Origin of the sequence: Acinetobacter sp. YH12236, assembly GCF_013417645.1 — a bacterium.
Lineage (GTDB): Bacteria > Pseudomonadota > Gammaproteobacteria > Pseudomonadales > Moraxellaceae > Acinetobacter.
Genome location: NZ_VPDM01000021.1, coordinates 43,805 through 65,474, shown reverse-complemented (window position 1 = coordinate 65,474; position 21,670 = coordinate 43,805). Strand labels below are relative to the sequence as shown.

At 42.6% G+C, this 21,670-nt stretch carries 19 protein-coding genes, 1 tRNA gene and 2 pseudogenes; 17 read left to right on the top strand and 5 right to left on the bottom strand.

Annotated features, from left to right (window positions below):
* Positions 1 to 92: pseudogene (locus FTV14_RS10465) on the top strand (IS5/IS1182 family transposase); the annotation flags it as partial.
* Positions 93 to 477: 385 nt separating this feature from the next.
* Here FTV14_RS10465 and FTV14_RS10460 read toward each other — a convergent pair.
* Positions 478 to 1,650, bottom strand: a complete 1,173-nt coding sequence (locus FTV14_RS10460; protein ID WP_159123263.1) for an iron-containing alcohol dehydrogenase — start codon at positions 1,648 to 1,650, stop codon at positions 478 to 480.
* A 210-nt stretch (positions 1,651 to 1,860) separates the two neighbouring features.
* A tRNA-Ile gene (locus FTV14_RS10455) sits at positions 1,861 to 1,937 on the bottom strand.
* A 797-nt stretch (positions 1,938 to 2,734) separates the two neighbouring features.
* Between FTV14_RS10455 and FTV14_RS10450 the strand changes: the two genes are divergently transcribed.
* The gene (locus tag FTV14_RS10450) at positions 2,735 to 3,289 is read left to right on the top strand and encodes a 1-acyl-sn-glycerol-3-phosphate acyltransferase (protein ID WP_166136149.1); all 555 of its coding nucleotides are present in this window, start codon (positions 2,735 to 2,737) and stop codon (positions 3,287 to 3,289) included.
* Positions 3,290 to 3,531: 242 nt separating this feature from the next.
* Entirely contained in the window at positions 3,532 to 4,281 is a 750-nt protein-coding gene (locus tag FTV14_RS10445; RefSeq protein WP_004784089.1) for a YebC/PmpR family DNA-binding transcriptional regulator, read from the top strand.
* Positions 4,282 to 4,347: 66 nt separating this feature from the next.
* Here FTV14_RS10445 and FTV14_RS10440 read toward each other — a convergent pair whose 3' ends face one another.
* The gene (locus FTV14_RS10440; RefSeq protein ID WP_004784091.1) at positions 4,348 to 4,818 is read right to left on the bottom strand and encodes an Lrp/AsnC family transcriptional regulator; all 471 of its coding nucleotides are present in this window, start codon (positions 4,816 to 4,818) and stop codon (positions 4,348 to 4,350) included.
* Positions 4,819 to 5,181: 363 nt separating this feature from the next.
* On the opposite strand from FTV14_RS10440, the gene FTV14_RS10435 reads away from it, so the two are divergent.
* A complete protein-coding gene (locus FTV14_RS10435) occupies positions 5,182 to 6,855 on the top strand; it encodes a hypothetical protein (RefSeq protein WP_180034107.1) in 1,674 nt (557 codons plus the stop codon).
* A gap of 56 nt (positions 6,856 to 6,911) precedes the next feature.
* Here the strand turns inward: FTV14_RS10435 and FTV14_RS10430 are convergent, their stop codons facing one another.
* Positions 6,912 to 7,676 carry a glutathione S-transferase family protein gene (locus FTV14_RS10430; RefSeq protein ID WP_166136146.1) on the bottom strand — a complete coding sequence of 255 codons (765 nt, stop codon included), beginning with the start codon at positions 7,674 to 7,676 and terminating at the stop codon, positions 6,912 to 6,914.
* Positions 7,677 to 8,057: 381 nt separating this feature from the next.
* Between FTV14_RS10430 and FTV14_RS10425 the strand changes: the two are divergent.
* The 9 genes and pseudogenes from FTV14_RS10425 to FTV14_RS10385 all read left to right on the top strand — a co-directional run bounded on the left by FTV14_RS10425 (position 8,058) and on the right by FTV14_RS10385 (position 17,372).
* A pseudogene (locus tag FTV14_RS10425) lies at positions 8,058 to 9,259 on the top strand (SfnB family sulfur acquisition oxidoreductase).
* An 11-nt stretch (positions 9,260 to 9,270) separates the two neighbouring features.
* Positions 9,271 to 10,494: an SfnB family sulfur acquisition oxidoreductase gene (locus FTV14_RS10420; RefSeq protein WP_180002173.1), complete on the top strand. Its 1,224-nt coding sequence runs from the start codon at positions 9,271 to 9,273 to the stop codon at positions 10,492 to 10,494.
* Positions 10,494 to 11,918: an LLM class flavin-dependent oxidoreductase gene (locus tag FTV14_RS10415; RefSeq protein WP_180053873.1), complete on the top strand. Its 1,425-nt coding sequence runs from the start codon at positions 10,494 to 10,496 to the stop codon at positions 11,916 to 11,918. Before FTV14_RS10420 ends, FTV14_RS10415 begins: the two co-directional genes overlap by 1 nt.
* Before the next feature lie 19 nt (positions 11,919 to 11,937).
* Positions 11,938 to 12,768 carry a MetQ/NlpA family ABC transporter substrate-binding protein gene (locus tag FTV14_RS10410; protein WP_180053872.1) on the top strand — a complete coding sequence of 277 codons (831 nt, stop codon included), beginning with the start codon at positions 11,938 to 11,940 and terminating at the stop codon, positions 12,766 to 12,768.
* A 9-nt stretch (positions 12,769 to 12,777) separates the two neighbouring features.
* Positions 12,778 to 13,620, top strand: a complete 843-nt coding sequence (locus tag FTV14_RS10405; RefSeq protein WP_180053871.1) for a MetQ/NlpA family ABC transporter substrate-binding protein — start codon at positions 12,778 to 12,780, stop codon at positions 13,618 to 13,620.
* Between the two features lie 10 nt (positions 13,621 to 13,630).
* Complete coding sequence (locus tag FTV14_RS10400) at positions 13,631 to 14,701, top strand: methionine ABC transporter ATP-binding protein (protein WP_163169781.1); 1,071 nt, start codon at positions 13,631 to 13,633, stop codon at positions 14,699 to 14,701.
* Positions 14,682 to 15,341 carry a methionine ABC transporter permease gene (locus FTV14_RS10395; protein WP_159123258.1) on the top strand — a complete coding sequence of 220 codons (660 nt, stop codon included), beginning with the start codon at positions 14,682 to 14,684 and terminating at the stop codon, positions 15,339 to 15,341. Before FTV14_RS10400 ends, FTV14_RS10395 begins: the two co-directional genes overlap by 20 nt.
* Positions 15,342 to 15,452: 111 nt before the next feature.
* Positions 15,453 to 16,544 carry a redox-regulated ATPase YchF gene (ychF, locus tag FTV14_RS10390; protein WP_179993080.1) on the top strand — a complete coding sequence of 364 codons (1,092 nt, stop codon included), beginning with the start codon at positions 15,453 to 15,455 and terminating at the stop codon, positions 16,542 to 16,544.
* A gap of 213 nt (positions 16,545 to 16,757) precedes the next feature.
* Complete coding sequence (locus tag FTV14_RS10385; RefSeq protein WP_180002169.1) at positions 16,758 to 17,372, top strand: superoxide dismutase; 615 nt, start codon at positions 16,758 to 16,760, stop codon at positions 17,370 to 17,372.
* A gap of 527 nt (positions 17,373 to 17,899) precedes the next feature.
* Here FTV14_RS10385 and FTV14_RS10380 read toward each other — a convergent pair.
* Positions 17,900 to 18,394 (bottom strand): hypothetical protein, encoded by a 495-nt coding sequence (locus FTV14_RS10380; protein ID WP_159123256.1) that lies wholly within the window; start codon positions 18,392 to 18,394, stop codon positions 17,900 to 17,902.
* Between the two features lie 128 nt (positions 18,395 to 18,522).
* Here FTV14_RS10380 and FTV14_RS10375 point away from each other — a divergent pair, with 128 nt between their 5' ends.
* From FTV14_RS10375 to purT, 4 genes are all read left to right on the top strand, one after another.
* Positions 18,523 to 19,251, top strand: coding sequence for an AzlC family ABC transporter permease (locus FTV14_RS10375; RefSeq protein WP_171505577.1), 729 nt, complete (start codon positions 18,523 to 18,525; stop codon positions 19,249 to 19,251).
* Positions 19,248 to 19,595, top strand: coding sequence for an L-valine transporter subunit YgaH (ygaH, locus tag FTV14_RS10370; RefSeq protein WP_159123254.1), 348 nt, complete (start codon positions 19,248 to 19,250; stop codon positions 19,593 to 19,595). Before FTV14_RS10375 ends, ygaH begins: the two co-directional genes overlap by 4 nt.
* 95 nt (positions 19,596 to 19,690) lie before the next feature.
* Positions 19,691 to 20,323, top strand: a complete 633-nt coding sequence (locus FTV14_RS10365; RefSeq protein ID WP_257219780.1) for a hypothetical protein — start codon at positions 19,691 to 19,693, stop codon at positions 20,321 to 20,323.
* 127 nt (positions 20,324 to 20,450) lie between these two features.
* Positions 20,451 to 21,665 carry a formate-dependent phosphoribosylglycinamide formyltransferase gene (purT, locus tag FTV14_RS10360; protein WP_180053874.1) on the top strand — a complete coding sequence of 405 codons (1,215 nt, stop codon included), beginning with the start codon at positions 20,451 to 20,453 and terminating at the stop codon, positions 21,663 to 21,665.
* Positions 21,666 to 21,670 lie beyond the last annotated feature (5 nt).

Genomic DNA, 21,670 nt, shown 5'->3' with positions numbered 1-21,670 from the left:
TTAGAGGAATAGCTACTCGATATGACAAGCTCAAAAGAAATTATCAAAGTTCTGTTGCCTTAGCCTGTATATTTTTATGGCTACCGTTATAGGGTTAATTATGAACAGTAAGTGTCAACAGACCCTACTTTAGAATTATAATTTTTTATTATAACATTTTATTGATTTAGCTCATGCTACGAATAAGCTTTTAGCAATACTCTGCTCATTCCAGTATTTTATTATTATCGAGTTCATTCAGTTAATTTTAATAAGCTATACCCTGATGAATTAACTGCCCAAATATATTTTTTGAAAGCAAAAATTTAGGCAAAAAAAAAGAGCAACGCCTGCTCTATATCCTTATCAAGGGTGTAAGGATCAGCCAAGAATATCGCATGGGGATACATTTATCTTGGCGCACTTCACTAAGAAGTGCGAACAGGGTTGCATAAAATGTAAGTCTGCCGAGTGGAGAGAATCGACTTACATAGAGGCTTACAGCGCCGCTTTAAAAATCTCTACGACTTGTGCATGGCTAGCCTTACGCGGGTTGGTCAGCATACAGGCATCCTTTTGCGCATTTTCTGCCATAATGGCAAGGTCTTCCTCTTTAACCCCTAAGCCTTTCAGACCAGATGGAATTCCAATTGAAGCTGAAAGCTGGCGAATGGCATCAATCGCTGCATAAGCTGCTTCAGTCACAGTTAATCCTTCAGTATTTACACCCATCAACTGGGCAATTTTTGCATAGCGATCCGGACAGGCAATCAGGTTAAATTCGCATACGTGCGGTAGCAAAATCGCATTACATACACCATGTGGCAGGTTATAGAAACCACCCAGCTGGTGTGCCATCGCATGCACATATCCGAGTGATGCATTGTTGAATGCCATGCCTGCCAGATACTGTGCATAGCTCATAGCATCACGTGCTTCAATATTTTCACCATTTGCTACTGCCTGACTCAGCCATTCACTGATCATGGTAATGGCCTTTTCTGCACAGGCATCCGTAATCGGATTGGCTGCCGTAGAAACATACGCTTCTACCGCATGGGTTAAGGCATCCATACCAGTCGCGGCAGTTAAGCCCGCTGGCTTGGCAATCATCAATTTAGGATCATCGATCGCGATCAATGGTGTACAACGCCAATCCACAATTGCCATTTTGACATGGGTATCGGTATTGGTAATGATACAGAAGCGTGTCATTTCCGACGCTGTACCCGCTGTGGTATTGACTGCAATAAGCGGTGTCATAGGCACAGTACTTTTATCAATACCTTCATAGTCGCGGATATGACCACCACCGGCAGTCACCAGGCCAATACCTTTGGCACAGTCATGTGAAGAACCGCCACCGAGTGATACAATAAAATCGCAGCCGTTGTCATTGTAGACTTGTACGCCATTATGAACGTTAATATCTGTTGGGTTTGGTTCTGCACCTGGGAAGATATGGCTGTCAACACCAGCCTCTTTTAAATAATTTGCGATGGTATCTGCGACACCAAATTTGTATAAGCCTTCATCGGTCACAATCAGAGCTTTCTTGGCACCTAAATTTTGTGCTTTAACGCCAATTTCTTTGGCACAGCCTGGACCGAAAAGTGAAACACAAGGGATATAAAAACCGTTTGTTTGATCTGCAATATTCTTAAAAGCCATGGTTCGATTCCTTCTACCATTCATCTTATTATCGGTGACCCTCACCGTGATTTAAGTATTCAATGAACGATAAAAGAATCCCACCTACTAAAAGCCTACCTTATGATAAGAGATTGAAATTTTAGTTATTTTTGAAGATAGATAGTGCTTAAATGAATTCAAAAAATAAAAAAGCACCTAAGAGTATTGCTCCTAGATGCTTAATGTATTTGGTGGGCCCAGACAGACTTGAACTGTCGACCAACGGATTATGAGTCCGCTGCTCTAACCAACTGAGCTATAGGCCCTATATAGACTGAATTTGTTATATTTCAACTAGTTCAGGCGCATTGAATACTAGCCAAGATTAGATCAAAAAACAAGTACTTTTCTTTCTGCTTGCACACTTAGCCAGCAATCATTTTTTATCCTTAATAACTGCCCTGCTTAGGATTTAAGACTTCAGTCTAAGTTAAGCTAGCAAAAGCCTAATATGACATCTATATTTTCTATCTAAAATAAAGAGAGCACGCTAATTATTCGAATATCAAACCAATAAATTAATCGCTTTTACGTCTCAATATAACCATAATCAATAAAAATACCAACTATTATATATGAAAATATAATCACAGGAAATATTCTTTAAAAATCTATAAAGGCTAAAATTCTGATTCCAATTTCTCGTCTTTACGCAAATCCATATAGATTTCGATTAAAGACCATACAATAACCAGTGCTAAAAGAAGCATTGAGAACATGAAAGCTGTAATATACGTCATAGGTTTCAATCTCAGAGAGAAAATGACCAGAAAATAGAAAAGACACAATTTCTTCTTTTCTTCGACAAAAGTCTAATAACTAAAATTTGTGCTGGATAGTCATTTTTTCATCATTTTAAGACTTATTTTATATAAGATGATATTTCCTAAGGATTATTAAGTATTTATTTATATCTTTCAGGTCTTAAAAAACTATTTAATATACATTTTTAATTTTGGATTTTTTATATTATTAATGAATTTTAATTAAAGCCTATTGACTGTGAATAAGAACAGGAAGAAATTATGCAGTTCATACCGTTAGCTCTTATTTCTTTCTACTTATGCTAAACAAATTTATTGGCGAATCTGCATTTAAACTTGCCGGTTGGCAATATCATGTCGAACCCGATGTACTCGAAGATAAACAGGTCATTGTCGGATTTGAACATACATCCATGATGGATGCAGTTCTATCTTTGGCACTCTTTAAAATGTATGACATCAAAATTCATACCCTGATTAAGAAAGAACTGTTCAAAGGCCCAATGAAACCAATTCTGGAAGCCATGGGTGGTATCGCGGTCGACCGTAAAGCCAATAAAGATATTGTCAGCGTAATGGTTGAACATTTTCAGAATAATGAAAAATTCAATCTGGTGATCGCACCTGAAGCCACCCGTGCCAAAAATGGTGAAGCGCGTAAACCGATCCGTACCGGTTTCTGGCATATTGCCAAAGCTGCCAATGTGCCAATTGTGCTTATGTACGCCAATTCCAAGACCAAGCAAGGCGGGATTTTTGGCAAAATTTATCCTACTGATCTTGCACATGATCTGGCTTTAATCAAGCAGCTCTATAAAGAAAATGTTGGTCTGGATATTATTATTCCGGAATAAATATTCCATAAAAGGGCGTGAGAATAATGTTTCTCCCGCCCTTTCTTATTTAGGTATTTTCTCAGCAAACATTTTTTTAAGTTTTTATTTACATTTATTGCTTTGCCTTTCTATTTTATTGCTTATTTTTTTGGCATTATCATTAAATCTCAAATCCAGACTCTTTTTTCAAAAAAAGAGCTTATGGTAGAATCGGCGCAATTCGATAGGCATACTGCCAATCTACAAGGAGCATATTTCGCATGGCGGGTCATTCCAAGTGGGCCAATATTAAGCATCGTAAAGCAAAACAAGATGCCAGTCGTGGTAAGTTGTTTACCAAATACATTCGTGAATTAACAACTGCTGCCAAACTCGGTGGCGCTGATGCGGGTAGTAATCCTCGTCTACGTGCTGTTGTAGAAAAAGCATTATCTGTAAACATGACACGTGATGTGATCAATCGCGCGATTCAGCGTGGTGCCGGTGGTGAAGATAACGACGATCTGAAAGAAGTAACCTATGAAGGTTATGGCGTAGGCGGCGTTGCGGTTATTGTTGAAACCATGACAGATAACCTGAACCGTACGGTTCCTGATGTACGTCACTGCTTCACTAAAACTGATGGTAACCTCGGTACCAACGGTTCAGTATCCTTCCTGTTCACTAAACGTGGCGAGATTACTTTTGAAGATGTGTCTTTAGAAGACCAAATCATGGAAGTGGCGCTTGAAGCGGGTGCTGAAGACATCGAAGTGGATGAAGATGAAATTCTGGTCATCACTACGCCAGAAAGCTTCGGTACAGTACAAGATGCTTTAGCTGCTGCAGGTTTAAAGTCTGATAATGCTGAAGTGGTGATGAGCCCGTCTACAAAAGCTGAAATCACAGATATCGACCAAGCGAAAAAAATCATGAAAATGATTGATATGCTTGAAGACCTAGACGATGTTCAAAACGTTTATACCAACGTTGAATTCTCTGATGAAGTTTTAGCGCAACTCGATGCCTAATCTTCTATGAGATCAAAACGCACCTTTGGGTGCGTTTTTTATATGCGTTAAAAAATGCTTGGAATTTTAAACCTTATTTAAAAGACCACTACAGTTAAAAACATTATATTCCTTGATCACAAAGCTGGAATGCAGTGCTACGACATGCTCGATCTTGCCGATTCGGCTTAATAGAATCTGACTATAATTTTCCATATCACGTGCCACAACTTCAACAATAAAATCTGCAGACTGCCCTGTCACCAGGAAAGCGTTAATGACTTCCGGAATATTTTCTAATTCTTCTAAAAATTTGGCAAAAGTATCGCTATCATGCTTACTCAAGGAAACCTGCAACAGTACATGCAGGCTAAAGCCCAATTTTTGATAATTAATCTCGCGCTTCAAGCCACTGATAATATTATGATCGATTAAATGCTTGATCCTGCGATGTACCGAACTCACAGATAAATTTACTCTCTCAGAGAGTTCATTCAGATTGACATCTTCATGGGTCAAAATTTCAAGAATGTGCTTATCAAAACGATCTAATTCCATCTTTAATCTCTTGCCATTTTATTCAAATACATCATTGTTTTGCTGATAGTATTGATAAATTTTTCATAAATTACCAGTTATTTGAAAAAAAATGCCAGAAACATCTCAATAACCAGTTTTAAACCATGTTTATGGTCATTCGTCGTATAAAACGAATTTTCGATAAACGTCTCTTTTTAAATAAATCATTCTTATTTATCACTAAACTATTTATGAATAAAAACTATGAAGCTGATAACTGGATTTTCAAAGCATGATTAATCCAACTTAGATTTACACTTGTATAGAAATTGAATAAGAATTGAGCGGTTTATCTAAAACACACAACAAACATAACAAGATAAAAATTCGCAAGGAACGGTTATGGCTTTTAGTATTCTTAGTTCAATTAAAACTAAACTCAGTCCAGTGCTCACGACAGAGATACAAAATACGAGTTTACTTGGTGGTTTATTGGGTGGCAGTCTTTCTGGCATTATTGGTTCTATTACAGGTTCTACCCGCTCTACCCCTTCCCTAGATTCTCTCTTAAACAGCCTGCTTTCTGGCAAAAGTTTAAATTCCAGTTCCCTCACTGATTTAATTAGCCAATTTACAGGCTCAAATGCTTCTAAACTTGATATCAACAGTTTAATTAGCCAATTAACGAAAGCCAATGGTGGCGGTTTTGACATAGGTTCAATCAGCAATCTGCTTGGCAGTTTAATGGGTGGTAATACATCAACCCTGGATTTAAATACAGTTATCAAATTGGTCAGCGGATTGATGGGTGGCAGTACTGGTAATCTAGATCTTAGTAAAATTGCTGAACTGGCTGGCAACTTATTGCAAGGTGGCGACCTTGATCTTACCCAAATCACTCAACTGCTGAGTGGCCTGATTGGAGGTACTGGTGGTCTTGGTGGAACAGACATTGGTGCCATCGTCGGTATCGTCAGTGGTCTCATTCAAGGTGGTGATATTGATATCGCACAAATTGCTGAACTGGTTAGTGGCTTAATTGGTGGTTCTGGCGGACTTGGCGATGTAGATATTGGTCAAATTGCCAATCTAGTCGGTGGTCTCATCAGTGGCAATGCCGCTAGTGATCTCGACATCGGTGCAATTGTTGACTTGATCAGCGGATTGATCGGTGGCTCAACAGGTAGTTTAGATACCAGTTCAGTCAATCTGTTAGCCAGTAACCTAATGAGCAATGCAAGCAGTGACCTTGATATCGGTGCTATTACCAATTTGCTCAGTGGTCTAATCAGCAATTCAGGCAATATCGATACGGGCACCATTGCGCAAACTGTAACGCAAAGCCTGATGCCACTGCTTGCATCGATTGATACAGGTAACTCATCCATTGATATGGATCAACTTACCCAAGTTTTACCAAGAGTGGTTGGTAGTGTGACTACATTGGTATCTGCAATCAGTTCTGCAGGTTCAGGTAATGTGCCAGACACCATCGCAGATGTACTAAAAGGCATCAATCCACTGTTGAATCTATTAGCGAATAGTGACGTTCTTGACGCTGATCAGGCAGAAATCGTGAATTCTCTTTACGATGTCTTGAATGGCGTACAAGTGGTGCTGGATTTTGTGAATAACCCATTACTGCTCACCTTATCCAGCGACCTCAACAATGTGATTACAGCACTAAAACCAGTGATTGCGCTGATTGATAGCGAAGGTCAATTCTCGGATCTTCTGGATGGTGTTCAGTTTCCTGAAATTGGCGACCTGCTCGGGTCACTCGGTTCTGGCGTGCCAAGCTTAGAGGGTTTAGGTCTGGATGCATTCACGGATAGTCTTGGCAATTTAGTCGGTAACAACTCGTCCCTACAACTGCCTGATCTTAGCGAATTGATTTCCGGCATTAGTAATACTGATACGGCTACGAATATCAGCATTACTGAAATCCTCCCAACCATTAAAGAAACTATTACCAATATCTCAAGTGGTAGTTCCCTGCCGAAGTTTGACTTTAGCTCACTGCTCAGTGGCTTCAGTAAAACAAGTGATATTGATCAAACCAGCCCTTGGAGTTAATTCTAATCTCATAAAAAAACGCGCTTTATGCGCGTTTTTTTATTTCATTTTTAATTTTATACACCGCGCCAATCAACACGGGCATTGCGCTCATTACGATACATCTTTTGAATATATTGCCCTAATGGCAACTCAGCCAGATGACTTTGATATTCCCGGTATTCATCCGACATCGATTCAAAGCTTTCCCTCTCCCACGGCGTTCCCGGAATAGCCAATAGAGGGGCCAGAATCGAACAGACAGCAATATCGGCCAGAGAGAAACGCGAACCGACGAGATAAGGTCCTTCTTTTTCCATACGGATCTGATTAAGCTGCTCAACCGAATCCTTGATAAATTGTTTGGACTGTTCCAGTGTTTCTTCAGTCAAGGCATAACCCTTGGTCAAAATGGTTTTTAGCAATGGCTTGGAGAATTTTTCAAACTGGCGCAGATAGCCTTTTTCTCCAATCAGAATATCCATCGATTCATGGTCATGCGATAAAGCCTGAGCCAGCATCCAGCGACGCACATGGCGGCCTAATTCCTGGGTGATTTCATCAATATCTAGTGCCTGCTGACGCAAGCTTGCTTCTGCAGGTAGCAGACGGTGTTCAGGATATTGCTCATCCAGATATAGAGCGATTTTGGTCGAATCCGCAATCCACCGTTCCTGATCACGCAGAATCGGTAAACGGTTTTGTCCAGTTTTCAGGCGGGCAAAGGCACGATGGGCACCCGGCATGAGGTTTTGCGCGACATATTCCAGCTCTTTGTAATCCAGCATCCAGCGTGCCTTTTCACAAAAATGAGAAAGTGGAAACTGGTATAAGATGCGCATAAATTCTCCATGCTTGTTTTTAGGTTAGATCGCATTAAAACCATCTAATTTAGTCGGATACTTTAGTCACCCCAGACTGGAAATACAATGAACTTTTTATTCAAAATAAAGATGTTGCTTATTCAACACGGCGATGAGTATTTTTATACATTTTTTTGTCTTGATTATCTATAAAGCAGATATGCACTGCTTTAAAAACATCTATTAAAATTAAGAAATTATTCAAAATCTATTTAATTTTAATCAGTTACTATATTCCAAATTTATAAGAATCTAGCAGTTTTTATCTTAAAGAGCTTTTTTTATAAGCTTTGCAAAAGCAATTGCTTAATTACATAAAGCTTTCGCTGTAACGTTTTGGCATCGATTTAGGATGTCATTATGTCTCGTTTAACTTCTGAAAAAGTTCATATTATCGAAAATGATCTCGACGCGATTAATGCTGCTTATCAGGTTGCAGACTTTGCCCTGGAAGGCCGTAATCAGCGTGATCAGCAACGTCTATTACCTTTTGCTGAGATTGACCTGTTCAGCCAGAAAGGCCTGGGCGGCATGCGTATTCCGAAACAGTACGGCGGTGCATTTGTTGCCAATAAAACCCTGGCTCATGTATTCCGGATTATTAATAAGGCTGACTCAAGTGTCGGGCAAATTCCGCAGAACCAGATCGCATTACTCAACATGATCGAGATCATGGGCACAGAAGAACAAAAACAGTTTATTTATAACGAAATTCTAAAAGGTAAGCGTCTGGCGAATGGCGGTCCAGAGCGCAATACCAAAGATACCAAGACGCTTGCCACCACTTTAACATTTGAAAATGGCCGCTATTTTGTGGATGGCGAGAAATTCTATTCAACTGGTAGTAGCTTCGCGCACTGGTTAGCGATTAAAGCGATTCATCCAGAAGGCCATGTAGTACTAACCATTGTCGACCGCAATGCTGAAGGTGTGGAAGTGATCGACAATTGGAATGGCTTTGGTCAACGCACGACTTCGAGTGGTACCGTCAAACTTCAGCATGTCGAAGTTGATCCGCTATTGATTTTTGATGAGCGTCTGTTAGGAAATCAACCAAGCTACCGCGGTGCCTATTCCCAATTGATGCAGGTCGCGATTGATGTCGGCATTGCCGAAGCTGCTTTTGCCGATACGCTGACTGCCGTACAAAAAGCACGTCCAATTGTCGATGCTCAAGTCGTAAAGCCAGCTTAGAACATTATACCCTGCAGGAAGTTGGCAAATCTTCTGTGCTGCTCGATGCCGCGATTTTACTGATGGATGAAGCCGCTGAATATCTGGATGAACTGGATCAGCTGGAATCTGTGACTGATGAGCAGGCAGCCAAAGCCTCAATTCTAGTGGCTGAAGCCAAGGTCTATGCCAACGATGCTGCGCTACATATCTCGGAAAAATTACTGGAATTGAGTGGAAGTCGCTCCAGCCTCAGTCAGCACAATCTGGATCAGCATTGGCGTAATGCCCGTGTGCATACCTTGCATGACCCGATCCGCTGGAAGCTGCATGCACTTGGGGATTATTACCTAAATCATAAACTCCCTGCCCGCCACGCCTGGATTTAAGGATATTTGCCATGACTTCATTTCAAAACATTAGTCCATTGCAGTCAGAACAGCTGGCACATGCGCACATCATCAAATCTGATGAAGAAGCACTAGAAATTGCCCATAATCTGGCAGAGCAGTTCAAGATTAATTCAGTACAACGTGATGCTGAACGTATTCTGCCTTTCGAAGAAATCGAGGCTTATAGCCAGTCCGGACTCTGGGCGATTACTGTACCTAAAGAATATGGTGGTGCAGAAGTGTCTAGCTATACGGTGGCACAAGTCATTGCCCTAATGAGCGGTGTGGATGGATCAATCGGTCAGATTCCGCAAAACCATTTCTATGGTCTCGAAATCCTGCGCAATAACGGCACGGAGGAACAAAAACAGAAACTCTATGCCGAAGTCTTAAAAGGTGCTCGTTTTGGTAATGCCCTAGCTGAATTCAAGACCAAGACTGCTGCACAGCGCCAAACTGCGATTCGCAAAACCGAGCAAGGTTATGTCATTAACGGCGAAAAATTCTATTGCACCGGCAGCCTGTTTGCGCACCGCATTCCGACACTGGTCGTGCATGAAAGCGAACAGCAATTCCTGGCCTTTGTCCCACGTGACAGTGAAGGTCTGACCCTGATTGATGACTGGAGCGGTTTTGGCCAGCGTACCACTGGCAGCGGCACGGTGAAATTCGACAACGTGCAGGTGCTTGAGGAAGATGTGGTACGTTTTGATACGGCCTATTCCCGCCCAACCATTTCCGGTCCTTTCGCACAATTGCTACATGCCTCCATTGAAACCGGCATTGCCCGTGCTGCATTTGAGGAAACCTTGGACCGTGTACGTCAGGCGCGTCCGTGGATTGATTCTGGTGTGGACAAGGCCACCGATGATCCGCTGACCAAACTTGAACTGGGCCGTGTGGTAGCTGATGTGCGTGCTTCTGAAGTGTTACTCAAACAGGCCGCACGTTCTGTTGATGCCGCCAAGGTTGCTCCGACTGAGGTCAGTGTTGCCAAAGCCTCTCTAGATGTAGCCAAAGTACGTGCACACAGTTCTGAAACCGCATTAAAAGCATCATCGAAGCTGATTGAACTGGCTGGCAGTCGTGGTAGCCAGCGCGAAGATGGCTTAGACCGCTTCTGGCGTAATGCCCGCGTGCATACCCTGCATGATGCTTCACGATGGAAATACTATTTTATCGCCAATTATTTGCTGAATGGTGTTCTGCCTCCACGCCGGGGGACATTGTAATGACAAAGACTACAACAAACTCGAAAACTAAAAAAATCCTGCTGAACGCTTTTGATATGAACTGCGTGGGTCATATCAATCATGGCTTGTGGGCTCATCCGCGGGATGAATCACACCGTTTTAATGAACTGAGCTACTGGACTGATCTGGCGAAAACGCTGGAAAAAGGTCTGTTTGACGGCCTGTTCATTGCCGACATTACCGGAGTCTATGATGTCTATCAGAACGGCATTGACCTGACTCTAAGAGAATCCATTCAGTTACCCAGCCATGACCCAAGCACGTTGGTATCTGCCATGGCAGCAGTCACTGAGAATCTCGGTTTTGGTGTCACGGTGAATCTCAGCTATGAATCGCCATATCAGTTCGCCCGCCGTTTTGCCAGTCTGGATCACCTGACCCATGGCCGTATCGGCTGGAATATTGTCACCGGTTATCTGGACAGTGCACAACGTCTGATTGGTGAAAATGGCCTGAAAGACCATGATCTGCGCTATGAACAGGCCGAGGAATTTTTACAGCTGTGCTACAAGTTCTGGGAAAGCTCCTGGGAAGATGATGCTGTCTTAAAAGATAAGCAGCAGCGTATCTTTACTGATCCAGCCAAGGTGCATCAGATCAATCACCAAGGCCAGTTTTATCGCAGTCAGGGCGTATTCCAGGTTTCCCCTTCTGTTCAGCGTACGCCGGTACTATTCCAGGCTGGTGCATCACCGCGTGGTATGGCTTTCGCTACCCAGCATGCTGAAGGCATGTTTATTGGTGGTGAACATCCAGACAAGATCAAGAAACAGGTCGATCAGATTCGTCGTCAAGCGGTTGAACAAGGCCGTGATCCTGAAGCAATCAAAATTTTTGTCGGCATTACCGTCGTGACTGCAGCAACGGATGAACTAGCGCAGCAAAAGCTGGATGAATATCGCGCCTATGCCAGCCCTGAAGCAGGTCTTGCACATTATTCCAGCTCAGTTGGCATTGACCTGTCCAAATTTGCTGATGATGAACCAATTCCTTACAAGAAGACCAATAGTATTGCGACGGTTAATGACAAATTCAAAGAGCAGCAGATCACACCCAATGACCTAAAAGCGCAACATGAGCTGGGTGGTCGTTATCCACTGATCGTAGGTAGTGGCGCAACGGCGGCAGAAAAACTGATTCAGCTGATTGATGAAACTGGTATTGATGGCTTCAACCTGACCCGCACGGTGGCACCTGAATCGCATCAGGATTTTATCCAATTTGTGATTCCTGAATTACAGCAGCGCGGACGCTATAAAACTGAATATGAACAAGGCAGTTTCAGACACAAACTGTTTCAGCAAGGTGACCGCTTACCTAGCGCGCATCCAGTACAGCAATTCCGATGTCAAAACTCTGCCTCTACCGCGAACACAAACTTAAAGCAAAAACAATCAGCATAAATTTATTTTGAGGTGCAACATGGCACAAACAGCTAAAACAAAATTCACCATGATTGGGGTGATTATTGCCGCCGTGATTATCGGCTTGGTGATCTGGAATCAACAAAAGAAATCCGGTTCGGATGAACTGGTGATTGGGATCAGCCCGTCCTTCGCTAAACCTTTACAAGTCGCAGCCGAAGAGGCCAAACAGCAAGACATCAATGTCAAACTGGTCGAGTTCTCAGACTGGAACACACCAAACATCACCCTGAATCATGGTGACATTGATGCTAACTTCTTCCAGCATCAGCCATTTTTGGATAATGCGAAGAAAGAAACTGATTTTAAAATCAAGGCGTTTGCCAAAGGTGCAGCAACTCATGTTGGTCTATATTCCAAGAAAATTAACAGTCTGGATGAACTTAAAGACGGCGCGAAAGTTGTAGTGCCAAACGATCCAGTCAACCAAGGCCGTGCTCTATTGTTATTACAACAGGCTAAACTGGTGACTTTAAAAGATCCGAATAACCACCTTTCTAGCCTAAAAGATATTGCAGTGAATCCGAAAAATCTGCAATTCGTTGAGGTTGAAGGTCCGCAAACTGCACGTGCCATTGATGATGTTGATCTGGCTTTCGGTTACCCGCACTATCTACGTCTGGCTAAAACAGCTGATCCAGAACAAGCGTTGTTATTTGACTCTAACAAAGACAACCGTTACGCGATCCTATTTGCGGTACGTGAGGACTATCAGGACAAAAATGACAAGCTGAAAAAATTTGTTGAAATCTATCAGAACTCACCTCGCGTGAAGGAAGCATTAGATGCTGACTTCGGTGCGAAACTCTGGTTCCCGGGCTGGAAATAAGGTGTAGTTATGACACAAGTAAATTCGTCAAATTCGAATGCAAAGAAGTGGATCATTGGCGGCGTCATCCTCGCACTTATTCTTGGTCTGGCGGCTTACCGTTGGACCAAGGGTCAGCAGCAGGAAGATGTACTGACCATTGGCATTAGCCCACCTTATGCAGACTTATTGCAAAGTGTGGCTGATGAACTGAAACCGCAAGGTATTAATGTGAAACTGGTTGAATTTTCCGACTGGCATGCACCCAATGTCGCGGTACAAAACGGTGATATTGATGCCAACTTTTTTCAACAAAGTGTGTACTTAAGAAATGTCATTCGCGAAACCAACTTCGATCTACATAGTTTCGCGCCCGGTACGGGTAGCCATGTCGGTTTATATTCTAAGAAATATAAATCACTGGATGAACTACCTCACAACGCCCGTGTGGTGATTCCAAATGATCCTGTGAATCTGGCACGTGCCTTGATCCTTCTTAACCGTGCAAAACTGATTGAATTGAAAGATATCAACAATGAATTATCAACCGTTAAGGACATCAAGAATAATCCTAAACAGTTGCAGTTTATTGAAGTTGAGGGCCCACAAACGGCGCATGCCCTGAATGAAGCAGACCTGATCTTTGGTTATCCGCATTATCTAAAACTTGCTAAAGCAGCAGATCCACATGATGCTCTGTTCCTGGATCCAATCGACAAGAAATACGCCATTCTGTTTGTGACACGCAAAGACTATGAAGATAAAAACCAGAAACTGGCGACTTTCGTAAAAGCTTTCCAGAATTCTGAAAAAGTCAAAGCAATTCTGGACCAGGATTTTGGTACTGGTATGTGGTTTGAAGGCTGGAAATAAGGTGAATACTATGGTGAGTTTTGGTTCTCAGGTGGCGTTTTCCGTCCCACATATCAAAATCCGTGACCTGAATAAATACTATGAGGTACAAGGCAAATCGGTACATGCCTTGAAAAACATCAATCTGGATATTCCTGAAGGCAAGATCTTCGGGATTATCGGGAAAAGTGGTGCGGGGAAATCCTCGCTGCTACGTACCCTAAATGGTCTGGAACAGATCAGCGAAGGTCATATCCATATCCATCAGCAGGATTTGGCTGGCTTAACCCATGCTGAACTGATCCAGCTTCGTCAGCGTATTGGCATGATTTTTCAGCACTTCAACCTGATGTCTGCCAAAACCGTCTGGGAAAATGTAGCTCTGCCTTTAAAAGTTGCAAATTATAAAAAATCAGACATTGATGCGCGTGTAAACGAAGTGCTGCAACTGGTCGGCTTAAGCGATAAGGCTCAGAACTACCCTTCTCAGCTATCCGGTGGCCAAAAACAGCGTGTCGGTATTGCCCGCGCGCTGGTGCATCACCCGGAAATTCTACTCTGTGATGAAGCCACTTCTGCACTGGATCCGGAAAGTACCTCAGTGGTGCTGTCTTTACTGAAAGAAATCAACCAGAAACTCGGCATCACTATTGTACTAATCACCCATGAAATGCAGGTCATTCGTGAAATCTGCGATCAAGTCGTCGTGATTGAAAAAGGTGAAATTGTCGAATCCGGTGAAGTCTGGTCTGTATTCTCTAACCCACAGCAACAGATCACCCAGGAACTGCTGAATCTGGAACAACTGGAATTACCATTTGCGATTAGTCCTGAAGTAACAACAGATACCACGCATAGCATTATCAAACTGCGCTATGCCTCTAGTGTTCAGCATTCCCCAGATTTGAAAGTGATTTTCGAACAGTTCGAGCATCCGGTGCATCTCTATCAAAGTCATATCGACAGCATCCAAAATCATCTGGTCGGTAGCCTGATTGTCGCAGTTGCCGATCTAAACCTGGATACTGACTTACTTCAGCAAAAACTAAAACAACACATTGCACAGATTGAGGTGATTGGCTATGCACGACCAACTCATTGATTTATTACTAACAGGAACCACCGATACCCTCATCATGGTTGGTGTATCCGCAATCGTTGCCTTTCTGATTGGTTTACCGATGGCAGTAGTACTGGTCAGTACATCTGAACACGGGATCTATCCATCCAAACCCATTAATCAGGCTCTGGGCTGGATTGTAAATATTACCCGTTCGGTGCCTTTCCTGATTTTAATGGTCGCTTTAATTCCCCTTACCCGCTGGATTGTAGGCACCAGCTATGGCGTCTGGGCAGCAGTTGTACCTTTAACGTTGGCCGCGACTCCTTTCTTTGCGCGTATTGCTGAAGTGAGTTTACGTGAAGTCGATCAGGGACTGATTGAAGCGGCTCAAGCGATTGGCTGTAACCGTAAGCAGATTATCTGGCATGTGCTATTACCTGAAGCTTTACCAGGGATTGTGGCCGGTTTTACCGTCACTTTGGTGACCATGATTAACTCATCAGCAATTGCCGGTGCTATTGGTGCCGGTGGTCTGGGCGACATTGCCTACCGTTATGGTTATCAGCGTTTTGACATGCAGATCATGCTGGCAGTGATTGTGGTACTGGTGATTCTGGTCATGCTGGTTCAGGCCACTGGTGATACCCTGTCGAATCAGCTCGACAAACGTAAAATTTAAAAACATCTATTTCATAAGTTTTCAACAAAGCACCTAGCCATGACCTGACTTTGTCATGGCTTTCATGTAAAATCACTAGCAATTTTTATATAACGCTTTGTGAGTTATTTCATGGGTTTTAATTGTGGTATTGTAGGCCTGCCTAACGTTGGTAAATCTACGCTTTTCAATGCATTAACTAAAGCTGCAATTGCTGCGGAAAACTTCCCATTCTGTACGATTGAACCAAACACCGGTATCGTGCCTGTACCAGATCCACGCTTGGATAAACTTGCTGAAATCGTAAAACCACAACGCGTGGTACCAACTACCATGGAATTCGTGGACATCGCGGGTCTGGTTGCTGGTGCATCTAAAGGCGAAGGTCTGGGTAACCAGTTCCTGGCGAATATCCGTGAAACTGATGCAATTGCTCATGTTGTTCGTTGTTTCGAAGATGAAAACGTGATTCACGTCAACGGTAAAATTGATCCGCTTGATGACATCGCAACGATTAACACTGAACTTGCTCTAGCTGACCTTGAAACTGTGACTAAAGCAGTGACTCGTCTGGCAAAGTCTGCAAAAGGTGGCGATAAAGAAGCTGTAGCCACTAAAGCCGTTCTTGAAAAAATCCTACCTCTTCTAGATGAAGGCAAACCTGCCCGTGCAGCAAATCTGGATGATGATGAACGTAAACTGGTTCGTGGCTTTGGTCTATTAACACTTAAACCAACGATGTACATCGCTAACGTGGCAGAAGACGGTTTTGAAAATAATCCGCACCTCGATGCGGTACGTGAACTGGCAGCTGCTGAAAATGCAATCGTGGTTCCGCTTTGCAACCAGATTGAAGCTGAAATTTCATTGCTTGAAGATGAAGACCGTGCTGAATTCCTGGAAGCAATGGGTATGGAAGAGCCAGGTCTGAACGTGGTAATCCGCGCAGGTTATTCACTGCTTGGCCTACAAACTTACTTCACTGCCGGTGTACAGGAAGTTCGCGCCTGGACGGTTAAAGTCGGCGCTACTGCGCCTCAGGCAGCGGGTGTCATTCACACTGACTTCGAAAAAGGCTTTATCCGTGCAGAATGTATTGCTTATGATGATTTTGTACAGTATAACGGCGAAGCTGGCGCTAAAGAAGCAGGTAAATGGCGTCTAGAGGGTAAAACTTATATCGTTCAGGACGGTGACGTTCTGCACTTCCGTTTCAACGTATAAGTTGAAGCCAAAGAAAAGCCCCAAATCTGGGGCTTTTTTGTTACTAAATTTGGCTTCTTGCTATTCTCATACGCATCTTTACATCCTATTTATAAAAATCTCTTCCCATAACATTAATGATAATAATTCTCATTGTATTTAATACAACTCAAGCGTATTTTAAAATTTAGTCGAGAATTCCACTCACTCAATCACGCTTAAGGACAATTAAAAATGAGCTATACCCTTCCCGAACTCCCTTATGCTTATGATGCATTGGAACCGCATATTGATGCTAAAACCATGGAAATCCACCATGCCAAGCACCATCAAACTTATATCAACAACATCAATGCAGGTATTGAAGGCACAGAATGGGAAGATCTTTCTGTAGAAGAACTGGTGAGCAAAGCCAATCAGGTCCCTGAAGATCTGAAAAATAATGTGATTAATAATGGCGGCGGTCATGCCAACCATTCCCTGTTCTGGACAGTAATGAGTCCAAGTGGAGGTGGCAATCCTCAAGGTGAAATTGCACAGGCGATCGACAAGGAGCTTGGCGGCTTTGAAGCCTTTAAAGAAGCTTTTACCAAGGCAGCCCTGACCCGTTTTGGTAGCGGATGGGCCTGGCTCAGCGTGGCACCTGATCAAACCATTATCATAGAAAGCAGCGCCAATCAGGACTCACCACTCATGCATGGCAATACCCCGATTCTAGGTCTGGATGTCTGGGAACATGCGTACTATTTGAAATACCAGAACCGTCGTCCTGAATATATTGCCGCTTTCTTTAATGTTGTGAACTGGAAGGAAGTGAATCGCCGTTATCTAGAAGCACTTTCAACATAAATGAACACAGTAGGACGTAATCTCATGTCTTGGCACTCTTTACGTTTGCTCTGCGGCCTCAGTATACTTTTGGGCGGAGCAGTGTTGTATCTAGAACGTCTGTTCATGTTGCTTTAAGACATGATCGTCTATTGTATGGGAAGCCTTATTCTGAGGCTTCTTTTAATTTTTGCTGTTTAATTTTTTCTATAGGGAGATGGATTTAAAATTTAAGAACGCAATTCACAGACATTGACGCTATCGAAGCCATTGGTACATGGTGCCACTTCACACGCATGAGAAGCTTGTACTCCACTTACTAAAACAGCACTCATACTTATCGCTAAAAACAATTTATTAAACATTTAAAATGACTCCAAAAATTAACTTTTATCTCTAAATCGCTTGATTATGAGTTAATTATAGGACTTTTTTAATGATTCAGGGCAATCTTTTTGATTTTAATTATTGTTTATTTATATAAATAGAATCGTTTTTTATAACAAAAAAGCGGAACCGAAGTCCCGCCTGAAGATTATAAAACCCGATTAAGACTGTTCAGCTACTGCATTACCTTTCTGCTTTGGATCAGTATTTCCCAGTTCAGGATGAGCAATAGCTCCCTGACATTGCTGTTTATCACGCTCATAGTCGGCCTGTTTCTGTGCCACGCTACTGCTATTTTCAACGGTGCTACGTGCCCAGATTTCCAGACTGGTTAACGCCTTGCGACATAAGGCATATTTTCCTTCCGTCACTGAGTCAGTCATTTTCACATTAATGCGCCAGTCAGTACTCAATTTACGGGCCGGTTGACGTACCTGAGCATCTATCTGTTCCATTTCCTTGTTATAAACCAGCGGATCGACTTCATTCATGAATTGCCATGCAGCATTGGCATAAGTGGTCGCATCATTGGAGAGTTTAGGTGCCGCTTTAATTTCGGCTTTTGGCGCTTGACTGTCATTTCCACAAGCTTGAAGAAATAAGGTGCTGCCGATTAAAACACCGACCAGCATTGCACGTGTCTTGAACATCAACATATCAGAATCGCCAGTTAAACATTTCGGCACTATGCTAGTAAATTCGCGTACAATACACAATCTTGATTTAATCCCTGTTTTAACTCTCTCCCTCAAGGTGTTTTGTGTCTGACCACAATCCAGTAGCGATGCAACCTGCCGGTTTCTGGCAAGGTGCCAAAGATAGCCAGGCCATTATATTTACTTACCTTCCGGTCTCCTTTGCCTTTGGCGTTTCTGCCACCCAGTTCGGCTTTACTGCCTGGGAAGCCTTATTTCTGTCCTGCTCCATGTATGCCGGTGCCAGTCAGTTTTTAGTTGTAGCGTTACTTGGTAGCGGTACTTCGATCTGGATGACTGCCTTGACCGTGATTGCCTTGGACATTCGTCATCTTTTATACGGCCCAGCTTTACAAAACCTAATTCAAGATCGTTTAAACCTGAAGAAAACCGCAGTCTGGGCTTGGGGTCTTACTGATGAAGTCTTTGCTTCAGGTATGATCAAGCTGTCACAACGGCGTCAGGAATGGTCAGAATCATGGATGTTAGGTCTAAGTCTGTTTAGCTGGCTGTCTTGGGCGACAGGTTCATTTTTAGGTGGATTATTTGCTGATCAGGTCAGTAATTTGCCACAATTCTTGCAGGCGGCTTTAGATTTCCTATTACCTGCCCTGTTCTTAAGTTTCTTATTGGCAGCCTTTGAAAAGAAACACACCTTTGTGGTGACCATCACGATTATTGTCTCAGCAGTTGCCTGTTATTTTATCGATCTGTCCGCTGCGATCTTTATCGGCATCAGTTCCGGTATTTTGGCCGGCCTGTTCAAGCACTATGTGCTGAAAAAACCAGATCCTGAATATGCAGGAGATCAATCATGAATCTTGAAATTATCTTGGTCGGAATTATTGTCGGGATTGCCAATTTTGCCTCACGTTTTGGCCCTTTCTATGTAATTCAAAAATTTCAGCAGGGTTCGCAAAAACGTGGTGCGCTATGGCTGAAAATTGCTTTGGGTTCAATTGGGATTGCTGCTATCAGTTCCATGCTGGTTGTAGCGACCTTACCGCCCTTATTGGAAACGCCAGATAAAAGCTTTGCCATGCTGATCGGTTTTATTGTACTCGCTGGACTGTATTTCAAGTTTAAGAAAATTGTCATGGCGACCTTAACTGCAGCTTTAACTTATGGCCTGATCTATACCTATATCTCTGTACCTTTTTAAGCCTTTTAGAAAATTAAAAATCTCATTCAAGACTTATGCTAAATTAAATGCATAAGTCTTTTTTATATAAGAAAAAAAGTAAGGAAAATATTGGCATGTTCGAGCCAAAGCAAATAATTGAAGGTAAAATATTTATTCATTATCGACGTGATGAGATGTTAGCTATTTTTAGCCAATATGAATTACCCGGCTGCTATTTTGAATGCCTTATTAATACACAGAATTTTACTGGTCATTTTGTAGAAGTGGTTGCTGAACCCGCAGATCATATCTGTGTCATTTATATTCAGAAGCATGGCAAAAATAAAATCATTGCCCTCTACAATCAGACTCAACAGGTAATCCATCTGCATCCCAAACAAATCATTTTTAGCCAATGGAGCCTGCTACATAAAGGCATTCCAAATCTCATTTATGTATTTTGCTTTAGTATAATTTTACTGTTTCTATTTTTTGCACTTGTCGCAGTGTCAAATCATCAATTCCACTTTTTCACTGTATTCTTAGATGCACTGCAATTTTCAGGATTTGGTTTATTGCTATGGATATTTGGTTTTATCTGTCCTTTTGTGATTCCCTTTTATGCCTTTAAGAGAATACAAAGTCTGAAACTTCTCCATCAACTTCAGCTCAATGACAAGCAAATTCTGCATATGGAAAAACCCAATCCGCAAAACCGGATTTATCATTTAAACCCGGTGAAAAATACAGTAAAGCGAACTGCCTGATTTCAGATGCAATTCTCTATAAACTTTTATAAATAAAACTGCTGGCTAATATCACAATTTTGTATGAAACTCGGCTTATCTCGGCATTGAGTTCTGTTATGCTAAAAGTCCATAAAATCAAGCATGGATAATACACATGAACGTGACTATTGGTACTCCTCTTCAATCTTCAGCTTTTAAAGTTCTATTGCTAGGTTCAGGAGAACTAGGTAAGGAAGTGGTGATTTCCTTGCAACGTTTAGGTGTAGAAGTTCATGCTGCAGATCGTTATGCAGATGCTCCTGCCATGCAGGTGGCACATTTTTCTTATGCCTTAAATATGGCAGATACAGCGGAACTCAAACAGCTTATTCAAAAAATTCAGCCGCATCTCATTGTTCCTGAAATTGAAGCGATTGCGACCGAAGTGCTGGTTGAAATTGAAGAACAGAATATTGCAACCGTAATTCCTTCAGCTAAAGCAGTGAACCTGACCATGAACCGTGAAGGCATTCGTCGTCTGGCGGCTGAAGAACTAGGCTTACCGACCTCTGCTTATCGCTTTGCCGATTCTCTGGAATCTTTCCGCGCAGCCTGTGATGACATTGGTTATCCAAACTTTGTGAAGCCGGTGATGTCTTCTTCAGGTAAAGGCCAATCTCGCGTGAAAAGTTTTGAAGAAGTCGATGCTGCTTGGGAATATGCGCAAACAGGTGGTCGAGTTAATCAGGGCAAAGTGATTGTCGAATCACAGATTGATTTTGATTTTGAAATTACCCTGCTTACTGTGCGGGCTAAGAATCCTCAAACTGGCGAAATCGAAACTTCTTACTGTGATCCGATTGGACATCGTCAGGACTCAGGCGACTATGTAGAAAGCTGGCAGCCTCAGCCAATGAGTCCCGCTGCTCTGGAAGAATCAAAACGTATCGCCAATAAAGTCACCACGGCATTGGGCGGTTGCGGCATTTTTGGTGTAGAACTCTTTGTCAAAGGCGACAAAGTATGGTTTAGTGAGGTTTCACCTCGCCCGCATGACACTGGTCTGGTCACTTTGGCTTCCCAGTTCCAGAGTGAATTTGAACTGCATGCCCGTGCTATTTTAGGCTTACCAGTCAATACAGCTCGCCATAGTGTGGCTGCCAGTGCCGTGATTTACGCAGGTGTCGATGATCGCAATCTTTCATTTTCTGGCCTGAATCTTGCTTTAGCCCATGCCGATACCGATTTACGCCTGTTTGGTAAACCTGAAGGTTTTAAACGCCGCCGTATGGGTGTCGCGACTGCGCGTGCAGAAAGCATTGAACAGGCTCGCGAGCTGGCTCAACAGGTTGCTGACCAAGTTAATGTTCATCAAAATTAAGTAAA

Excerpts from the sequence above, each read along its gene's own strand:
- FTV14_RS10375 (WP_171505577.1), top strand. The coding sequence starts at position 18,523 with ATGCAACCTGCCGGTTTCTGGCAAGGTGCCAAAGATAGCCAGGCCATT.
- FTV14_RS10365 (WP_257219780.1), top strand. The coding sequence starts at position 19,691 with ATGTTCGAGCCAAAGCAAATAATTGAAGGTAAAATATTTATTCATTAT.
- FTV14_RS10415 (WP_180053873.1), top strand. The coding sequence starts at position 10,494 with ATGACAAAGACTACAACAAACTCGAAAACTAAAAAAATCCTGCTGAAC.
- FTV14_RS10405 (WP_180053871.1), top strand. The coding sequence starts at position 12,778 with ATGACACAAGTAAATTCGTCAAATTCGAATGCAAAGAAGTGGATCATT.
- FTV14_RS10440 (WP_004784091.1), bottom strand. The coding sequence starts at position 4,818 with ATGGAATTAGATCGTTTTGATAAGCACATTCTTGAAATTTTGACCCAT.
- ygaH (WP_159123254.1), top strand. The coding sequence starts at position 19,248 with ATGAATCTTGAAATTATCTTGGTCGGAATTATTGTCGGGATTGCCAAT.
- FTV14_RS10450 (WP_166136149.1), top strand. The coding sequence starts at position 2,735 with ATGCTAAACAAATTTATTGGCGAATCTGCATTTAAACTTGCCGGTTGG.
- FTV14_RS10395 (WP_159123258.1), top strand. The coding sequence starts at position 14,682 with ATGCACGACCAACTCATTGATTTATTACTAACAGGAACCACCGATACC.
- FTV14_RS10420 (WP_180002173.1), top strand. The coding sequence starts at position 9,271 with ATGACTTCATTTCAAAACATTAGTCCATTGCAGTCAGAACAGCTGGCA.
- FTV14_RS10400 (WP_163169781.1), top strand. The coding sequence starts at position 13,631 with ATGGTGAGTTTTGGTTCTCAGGTGGCGTTTTCCGTCCCACATATCAAA.
- FTV14_RS10380 (WP_159123256.1), bottom strand. The coding sequence starts at position 18,394 with ATGTTGATGTTCAAGACACGTGCAATGCTGGTCGGTGTTTTAATCGGC.
- FTV14_RS10435 (WP_180034107.1), top strand. The coding sequence starts at position 5,182 with ATGGCTTTTAGTATTCTTAGTTCAATTAAAACTAAACTCAGTCCAGTG.
- FTV14_RS10430 (WP_166136146.1), bottom strand. The coding sequence starts at position 7,676 with ATGCGCATCTTATACCAGTTTCCACTTTCTCATTTTTGTGAAAAGGCA.
- FTV14_RS10445 (WP_004784089.1), top strand. The coding sequence starts at position 3,532 with ATGGCGGGTCATTCCAAGTGGGCCAATATTAAGCATCGTAAAGCAAAA.
- FTV14_RS10460 (WP_159123263.1), bottom strand. The coding sequence starts at position 1,650 with ATGGCTTTTAAGAATATTGCAGATCAAACAAACGGTTTTTATATCCCT.
- ychF (WP_179993080.1), top strand. The coding sequence starts at position 15,453 with ATGGGTTTTAATTGTGGTATTGTAGGCCTGCCTAACGTTGGTAAATCT.
- FTV14_RS10410 (WP_180053872.1), top strand. The coding sequence starts at position 11,938 with ATGGCACAAACAGCTAAAACAAAATTCACCATGATTGGGGTGATTATT.
- FTV14_RS10385 (WP_180002169.1), top strand. The coding sequence starts at position 16,758 with ATGAGCTATACCCTTCCCGAACTCCCTTATGCTTATGATGCATTGGAA.